The following is a 7,901-nucleotide window of genomic DNA, read 5'->3' on the forward strand; positions in this document are numbered from 1 at the left end:
TACGTCACCCCCTCGGTGACGGTGCGCGCACATTCCCGAGATCCTCTTCACTTTCCGTGTTCAACACGTCACCGCACCGGGCATGAACGGCTGTACGAAGAGATGAACCGGCGAGTAGAGGGGGAGGAGGGGAGTTCCGTGACCGAGGGGGTGGGACCGGGTGGCGGAGAACCGCCGGAGGACCTGACCGCCACGGAGGCCGGGATGTGGCAGGCCTTCCGCAACGGCAGTGTGTACGACCTGAGCAGCGGCGACACGGTCGTCGACGATCCGCACGGGGGACATCCGTGGGGACCGGAGCGGACGGTCCGGGCGCGCGTGGTGTGCTGGTTGCTGCTGGACGGCCCGCCCGCGCTGGCCGGCCGGGTCTCCTCGCTCAAGCTGGTCGGGGTGCGGATCAGCGGCGTGCTGGACCTGGCCGGGGGCACGGTGACGCCCTACATGGAGATGCGCGGCTGCCGCTTCGAGCGGGACGTACTGCTGCCGGAGGCCCGCTTCACGACCGTGCGGATGGTGGACTGCTCGGTACCGCGCCTGGAGGCGGCCCGGCTGAGCACCGAGGGCGATCTGCACCTGCCGCGCTGCCGGTTCATGGGCGGCATACGGCTCACCGACGCCCGGATCGGCACGGACCTGCTGCTCAACCAGGCGATCGTGCACCGGGACCGCAGCGGCCGCTCGATAGCCGCCGACGGCATGAACGTCGGCCAGGACCTGCAGGCGGAGATGCTGGAGTCGCACGGCGAACTCAGCCTGCGCAGCGCGACGATCGGCGTGTCGCTGAGCCTGCGCGGCGCACGCCTGGGCGACCCGCACACCCGGCTCGCGCTCAACGCGCCGCAGCTGACCGTGGAGCGCTCGCTGTATCTGACGCCGGCGGGGGTGGGCGCCCAGGCGCGGAGCGGGATGACACCGGCGCGCGGGACGCGGATCCAGCGGTTCGAGTGCGTGGGCGGGGTGCGGCTGGACGACGGGCGGTTCGGGGACGCGGTCGACTTCGAGGGAGCGCGGTTCACCTTCACCGACGAGCAGGAGCTGTCGCTGCGCCGGGTGCAGACGCCGGAGCTGCGCTTCCTCGGGGAGCGGCCCGCACGCGGCCGGGTGGTGCTGTCGGGGGCGCGGGTGGTCAACCTGATGGACCGGGCGGACAGCTGGCCGGGCCCCGGCCGGCTGCACATGGGCGGCTTCGCCTACGAGAACCTGGTCCCCCGCGGTCCCTTCCCGCTGGAGCTGCGGCTGCGCTGGGTGGACGCGGCGAGCGCCGAGTACAACCCGGAGCCGTACGAGCGGCTGGCCGCCGTGCTGAGGGAGGGCGGGGAGGACGAGGACGCCCGGGAGGTGCTGCTCGCCAAGCAGCGCCGGCGACGCGAGAGCCTGCCGTTCGCGGCCAAGCTGTGGGGCTACGCACAGGACTGGACGGTCGCCTACGGGTACCGGCCGGGCCGGGCCGCGGTGTGGATGGCGGTGCTGTGGGCGGCCGGTTCGCTGGCCTTCGCGCGTTCCGACCACCCGCCCCTGAAGAGCGGCGAGCACCCGGCCTGGAACCCGGCGCTGTTCGCGCTGGACCTGCTGCTGCCGGTGATCGACCTGGGCCAGGTGGGCTTCTGGCAGCTGCGCGGTGGCTGGCAGTGGCTGTCGGCCGCGTTCATCCTGCTGGGGTGGATCCTGGCGACGACGGTGGCGGCGGGGGCGACCCGGACGCTGCGGCGCACGTGATCCGTCGGCGCGTGTGACCGGTGGGGCAGGTGGGGCCGGTGGGCCTGGAGGGGTCCGCGCACCATGAGGGACCGTCTGCTTTTTGCCGGGTCTTGACCGAACCCCGTACAACCTTCCGCGACTTCCTCGTGGCCTCTGGCGCCGCTGTGACCTGCGGACTTTCAATGGTCGGCACCATGGCTCCGCTGCACGCGTTCACCCGCTCGTCCCGGGTGCGAGGAAAGACGACGGGCGTCGTGTCCCCCGTCCCCGTCGTGCTGCCCGGCGACGACGAGGTGCTCCTCGACGCACCCGACGACGCACTCGGCCCGGCGCTGGTCGGGGCCGCCGGCGGTGATCACACGCCCGCCGTGGACCTGCTCGCCGCCACCCGGCGCACGGGCGCCTGGGAGCACCGCGACCGGTACGTCCGGGGGCTGGCGGCCTTCGCGCGCTCGCGCCCGGAGTGGCTGGACACCTGGCGCGCCCTGGACCCGCGCGACCCCGACGGGCTGCTGGTGGACGCCCAGCGGGCGGTGGACCGCGCCTGGGACTCACCGGCGCGGGCCGAGCTGCTGCGCGAGGTGAGCCCGCTGATCACGGCAGCCGCCCGGGCGGACAACCGGGACCCGGTGCCGTGGCGGCTGGCCCTGGACCACGCCCGCGGCGCGCGCGCCGGCCACACCTACTTCGAGGAGCTGTGGGAGGCGGCGGTCCGGCGCGCCCCGCACCACCACGGCTGTCACGTGGCGGCGCTGCGCTACCTGGCGTCCTCCTGGCACGGTTCGCACCGGGAGTGTCTCGACTTCGCGGACCGTGCCGCGCAGGACGCGCCGGAGGGCTCGTTCACGCAGGCGCTGCCCCTGCGGGCGGCGTACGGCTATCTGACCGACGGCTGCGGACCCGAGGTGCCCCGGGAACGGCTCGACGCCGCGGCCGACCGAGCCGCCGCCCTGTCCGCCCGGCTGCCGGCGGGCCGGCCCTGGCCGGCCGAGCTGCGCAACCTGCTGACCTACGTCCTGGTGCGCCTGGAGCGCCGGCAGGACGCCCTCGAGCAGCTGCGTCTGACCGGCCCGTACGCCACGTCCTTCCCCTGGGACCGGGGTGCGGAGGACCCGCTCGGGCGGTTCCTGGAGGTGCGCCGGAGCGTGCGCGCCGCGGTCGCCTCCGGCTCCCCCGCGGCCGGATCCGGCGGCTCCGTACCGGCCCGCGACCGTCCGGGGAGTGGGCGGGGCGGACGACTCCGTCCCGGCGACCATTAGGCTTTTGCGTCGTGACCACCGTCCGGCTCCCGCTCTTCCCCCTGAACACGGTGCTGTTCCCGGGGCTCGTCCTTCCGCTCAACGTCTTCGAGGAGCGCTATCGCGCCATGATGCGCGAGCTGCTGAAGACCCCGGAGGACGAGCCGCGCCGGTTCGCCGTCGTGGCGATCCGCGACGGCCACGAGGTCGCGCCGAGCGCCCCCGGCCTGCCCGATCCGACCGCCGAGCCCGACAGGGGGCCGACGGCCGGCTTCGGCCCCGACCCGCTCCGGGCCTTCCACAAGGTGGGCTGTGTGGCCGACGCCGCGACGGTCAGGGAGCGGGCCGACGGCACCTTCGAGGTGCTGGCGACCGGTACGACCCGGGTGCGGCTGCTGTCGGTCGACGCCTCGGGGCCGTTCCTGACGGCCGAGCTGGAGCCGGTGGAGGAGGATCCCGGCGAGGAGTCGGGGCCGCTGGCGGAGGGCGTGCTGCGGGCGTTCCGGCAGTACCAGAAGCGGCTGGCGGGGGCGCGGGAGCGGTCGCTGGCGACCGGTGCGGAGCTGCCGGACGAGCCGGGAGTGGTCTCCTACCTGGTCGCCGCCGCGATGATGCTGGACACGCCGACGCGGCAGCGTCTGCTCCAGGCGCCGGACACCGCCTCCCGGCTCCGGGACGAGCTGAAACTCCTTCGCACGGAGACGGCCATCATCCGTAATCTGCCGTCGTTGCCGGCGTCGGAACTGACGCGCGGCCCGACGAGTCTCAACTGACGTACGACTGTCTGGGGTGCCGGCCGGAATGGCGAAGAAGTCCAAGAAGCAGCAGCAGCCGGGAGGAACTCCCGCGACGGTGGCGCTCACCGCGGCCGGAGTGCCGTTCACGGTGCACGCCTACGACCACGACCCCTCCCACCCGTCGTACGGCGAGGAGGCGGCCGAGGCGATGGGGGTCTCACCGGACCGGGTGTTCAAGACGCTGGTGGCGGACGTCGACGGGGCGCTGACGGTGGCGGTGGTCCCGGTGGCGGGCCAACTGGACCTGAAGGCCCTCGCGTCGGCGGTCGGCGGCAAGCGGGCGGCGATGGCCGACCCGGCGCTGGCGGAACGCACGACCGGGTACGTGCGCGGCGGGATCTCGCCACTGGGCCAGCGCAAGAGGCTCCCCACGGTCCTGGACGCGTCGGCCGCCCGGCACGAGACGATCTGTGTCTCCGCCGGCCGCCGCGGCCTGGAGGTCGAGCTCTCCCCGGACGACCTGACGAAGCTGACGTCGGCGACGTCGGCCCCGATCGGCCGCGTCTAGCGCATCGGGCGGCACCGGGCCCACCACGACCGCCACCCGGCCCGACGGCACGACCTCCCCGGCGGGACGGCGGCACCGCCCCCCTGCCGCTTCCGCGGGCGGTCGTGCCTCCCCAGTGCCTCGAGGACCCCGGAGCCGGGGCGGCACGCGCCGGGCTGCGCGGAGACCCGAACCCAGCGACAACCCCGGGCCCCGGGAGACCTACGCCGCCCCTCGTGGCACGTACGGCTCCGCCGGGGGAAACGGCTCGGGGTCCCGCGGCCCGAACATCGCCGTCAGCCCCAGATGCAGCATCAGCGCCGCGAACGGCCACGCCAGCAGCGCCCCCTTGGCACTCAGCCTCAGCGGCGCGTCGAAGGTCACGCCCTCGCCCACGCTCCGGGCCTGAGCGATCACGTCCTGCGCCGGCCCGAGCCACACCCCCAGCCGCCACGCCAGCACCGACCCCAGCAGCCCTCCCGCCGCCAGCGCCACCACCAGCGGCACACCGCCGCGCCGGCGGACCAGGAACACGACCAGCGCGCTCACGGCGCCGAACCCCAGAGCGAGGAGCGTGAACGTGCCGTCCACCCCGATGCCCTGCTCGCCCTCGGAGTCCTTGAGGTAGACGGCCCAGTTGCCACCGGCCACGTCACCCACCAGCGGCACACGCGGCGCCAGCCACCACCACAGCACCCCGAGCAGCACCCCGCCGAGCGCCACCGCCACCGCGGTCACGGCGGCCTCCCGCAGTTCCTTCTTCATCCCGGGGCCGTCCTGTTCGTCCCACCAGCCGTGCCGGGGACGCCCGGCGGGCCCGGACTTCCCGGCGGGCCGGCCCGAGGCGGCCGCGGACCCGTCGGACGGCGGCTGCCACGCGTCCTGCGCGGAATGCTCGTGCGGGGGCGGTGGTGGTGTCAGAGGAGCGCTCACCCTGCCATCGTGCCAGGCCCGGCTGTGCGGCGCGTCACCGGACGGCTGCCCTGCGGTACGCCCAGGTCGCCACGGCCAGCGACAGCACGCCGACGCCCCCGCACACGGCGAGGTCACCGAGCACACGGGCCCAGTCGGGGTGCGGTCCGAAGGTCCGCGCGAAGGCCTCGACGCCGTACGTCGACGGCAGGAGGTCCCGGGCGAGACGCACCGCCTCCGGCATCCGCTCCGGCGGCAGTACGCCCAGCAGCAGTGCCGCGGACATGCCGAGCTGGCCGAGCAGGGTGGCCAGTTCCGGCCGGGGAGCGAGCAGGCCGAGGGCCGCTCCGAGCCCGGCGAGCGCGGCGCCCGCGAGCGGGATCACCGCGATCAGGATCCACAGGTTCGCCAGCGGCAGCCCGAACAGCGCGCAGCCGAAGACGGCGGTCACGACCGTTCCGGGCACGGTGAACGACGCGTACGCGCCCGCCGCGCCCAGCACCACGGCCGCCGGCGGCACGGGCAGGGTCGCGTAGTGGTCGAGGCCGCCGCTGGCCCGCAGCTGGCCGAAGTACTGGGCGAGGAGGTTCAGCGCGACGAACGCCACGACCAGCACGGCCGAGCCGGCGACCACGGCCTGCGCCTCTCCGCCGCCGTCCACGACCCCGCGCATCAGGATCATGATGCCGATCGACTGGAACGTCGCCACGAACAGCAGCGGGATCCGCGCGACCCGGGCCCGGGACAGCTGCGCCCGGTACACGGCCGCGAGCGACGGCCACATCCGTGCCCGGGGGCCGAGCTCGGCCGCTTCCGGCGCGGTCCCCTCCACGGCCAGGGCGCCGCCCGGCAGGACATCGGCGGGTACGACACTCACGTCGTGCTGCTCTCCTTCGCTCGGAGGTCCGCCCGGATCCGCTCCGGCGGTCGCCCTGTTGCGTACGGATGACGCGGCCCGTGTGCTCACGCCTTCACCAGTCCCTGTCGTACGGCACCGCCCAGCGCCAGGTAGACGTCCTCCAGGCTGGGCGTGGCCAGCGTGAAGTCGTCCAGGGCGGCGAAGGCGGCGCCGCCGGTGACGGTGGCGACGACCGTACGGGCCTCCTCGGGCGCCAGCCGCAGGGTCCAGCGGCGGCCGGACTCGACGACCCGGTCGTGCAGCGCGGCGACCTCCGGCACGTGCAGGGGTGCGGCCTCGCGCCACACCAGGTCGACCCGGACCTCGCCGGCGACCTGTTCCTTGAGCCCGGCCGGGGTGTCACAGGCGATGACCCGGCCGCGGTCGAGCACCGCGACCCGGTCGAGGACGGTCTCGGCCTCGATGACGTTGTGGGTGACCAGCAGGACGGTCGAACCGTGCTCGGCGCGGCGCCGGTCGACGGCGGACCACACCGCGCGCCGGGCCACCGGGTCCATGCCGGTGGTGGGCTCGTCGAGCACGAGCAGGGGGCGCTCCCCCACCAGCGCGGCGGCGAAGCAGGCGAGCCTGCGCTGGCCCCCGGAGAGCTTCTTCAGCGGGCGCCCGGCGAGCGGGGCGAGCCCCAGTTCGTCCAGGACGTCGTCCCGCTCGGCCCGTGCCCGGCGCACGGCGAGCCCGCGCAGCCGGCCGGTGGTCTCGGCGGCGAGGGACACGGTCAGCTCGTCGAGGGCGCTGGACTCCTGGCCGAGGTAGGCGAGGATGCGTGAGGCCCGCTCGGGGTGGCGCACGATGTCGTGGCCGAGTATCTCCACGCTTCCGCTGTCGGGCCGCATCAGGCCGGTCAGCTGGCGTACGAGGGTGGACTTTCCGGCGCCGTTGGGCCCGAGCAGGCCGAAGATTTCACCGCGCCGGATGTCGAGCGTCACGTCGTCGGTGGCCCGGACCTCGGGTGTCGCGGGAACCCCGCGCCGGCCGCGCACCGCCGGATAGGTCTTGGTCAGCCCGCGCACCGCACACACGGCACCACCACGGTGCCGGGGTGCCTCTGCCGCGCGCGTATTCACAAGGGACGAGCCTACGGGGTCGGGAACCCCGGCCGCTCCTCGGGTCGCTCTCCCGCCGCGCGTCCCGCGCCGCCGGGGCGGGCTCCGACGGGCCCGCCCCTGCCGGAGCTCCGGGGAATCGCCCGCTCGCTCACCGTGTTCACCCGTCGTCCGCGCGAACGATCGACAAGGAGCCGTCATGACCGACGAACCCGCTGTCCGTGAACTGCGCCTGGTGGTCACGGCCGCCGACTACGAGGCGGCCCTGCACTTCTACCGCGACGTCCTGGGGCTGACCGAGCGTGCCGCGTTCTCGTCCCCCGACGGCCGGGTCACCATCCTCGACGCGGGGCGGGCCACCCTGGAGCTGACCGATCCGAACCACGCCGCCTTCATCGACGAGGTCGAGGTCGGGCGACGTGTGGTTGGTCACGTCCGGGTCGCGTTCCAGGTCGACGACTCCGTCGCCACCACCTCGAAGCTGGCCGCCGCCGGGGCCGAGGTGATCGCCGAGCCGACGCGTACCCCCTGGAACTCGCTGAACTCGCGGCTCGAGGCACCGGGCGCGCTCCAGCTGACCCTCTTCACCGAACTCGACGACTAGGGCCTGCCGTTTGGATCAGGCCGCAGGAAACAGACGGCGCCTCGTCAGCGCGTCTGCGGCGTGATCCGAGCGACAGGCCCTAGATGTGCTGTTCCGGGACGTTGGTGACACGCATGCTGGGTGCTTGAACGGGTGAGGGCCTTCTGGGTTCGGTGTGGATTGCGACATCTACGCCCGACCGCCAGGAGGCCCTCGTGTCCCAC

At 74.3% G+C, this 7,901-nt stretch carries 8 protein-coding genes; 5 read left to right on the forward strand and 3 right to left on the reverse strand.

The genetic code is table 11. The annotated features are described in order from the left end of the window. The first annotated feature begins 138 nt into the window (after positions 1-138). From F1615_RS32765 to ybaK, 4 genes are all read left to right on the forward strand, one after another. Positions 139-1,716: an oxidoreductase gene (locus tag F1615_RS32765; protein ID WP_149552674.1), complete on the forward strand. Its 1,578-nt coding sequence runs from the start codon at positions 139-141 to the stop codon at positions 1,714-1,716. A 164-nt stretch (positions 1,717-1,880) separates the two neighbouring features. Next, on the forward strand, positions 1,881-2,957 hold the full coding sequence (locus tag F1615_RS32770; protein ID WP_149552675.1) for a hypothetical protein: 1,077 nt from the start codon (positions 1,881-1,883) through the stop codon (positions 2,955-2,957). Positions 2,958-2,968: 11 nt separating this feature from the next. Beyond that, a complete protein-coding gene (locus F1615_RS32775) occupies positions 2,969-3,709 on the forward strand; it encodes an LON peptidase substrate-binding domain-containing protein (RefSeq protein WP_149552676.1) in 741 nt (246 codons plus the stop codon). A gap of 28 nt (positions 3,710-3,737) precedes the next feature. Next, positions 3,738-4,241 carry a Cys-tRNA(Pro) deacylase gene (ybaK, locus tag F1615_RS32780; protein ID WP_149552677.1) on the forward strand — a complete coding sequence of 168 codons (504 nt, stop codon included), beginning with the start codon at positions 3,738-3,740 and terminating at the stop codon, positions 4,239-4,241. A gap of 201 nt (positions 4,242-4,442) precedes the next feature. Here the strand turns inward: ybaK and F1615_RS32785 are convergent, their stop codons facing one another. The 3 genes from F1615_RS32785 to F1615_RS32795 form a co-directional block, all read right to left on the reverse strand. Then, positions 4,443-5,153, reverse strand: coding sequence for an AAA family ATPase (locus tag F1615_RS32785; protein WP_149552678.1), 711 nt, complete (start codon positions 5,151-5,153; stop codon positions 4,443-4,445). A gap of 34 nt (positions 5,154-5,187) precedes the next feature. Continuing rightward, on the reverse strand, positions 5,188-6,009 hold the full coding sequence (locus F1615_RS32790; protein WP_149552679.1) for an ABC transporter permease: 822 nt from the start codon (positions 6,007-6,009) through the stop codon (positions 5,188-5,190). An 86-nt stretch (positions 6,010-6,095) separates the two neighbouring features. Further along, complete coding sequence (locus F1615_RS32795) at positions 6,096-7,070, reverse strand: ABC transporter ATP-binding protein (protein ID WP_149552680.1); 975 nt, start codon at positions 7,068-7,070, stop codon at positions 6,096-6,098. A gap of 223 nt (positions 7,071-7,293) precedes the next feature. Between F1615_RS32795 and F1615_RS32800 the strand changes: the two genes are divergently transcribed. Beyond that, positions 7,294-7,698, forward strand: a complete 405-nt coding sequence (locus tag F1615_RS32800) for a VOC family protein (RefSeq protein ID WP_149552681.1) — start codon at positions 7,294-7,296, stop codon at positions 7,696-7,698. Positions 7,699-7,901: the final 203 nt, after the last annotated feature.

The organism is Streptomyces marokkonensis (genome assembly GCF_008312835.1).
GTDB classification, from domain to species: Bacteria; Actinomycetota; Actinomycetes; order Streptomycetales; family Streptomycetaceae; genus Streptomyces; species Streptomyces marokkonensis_A.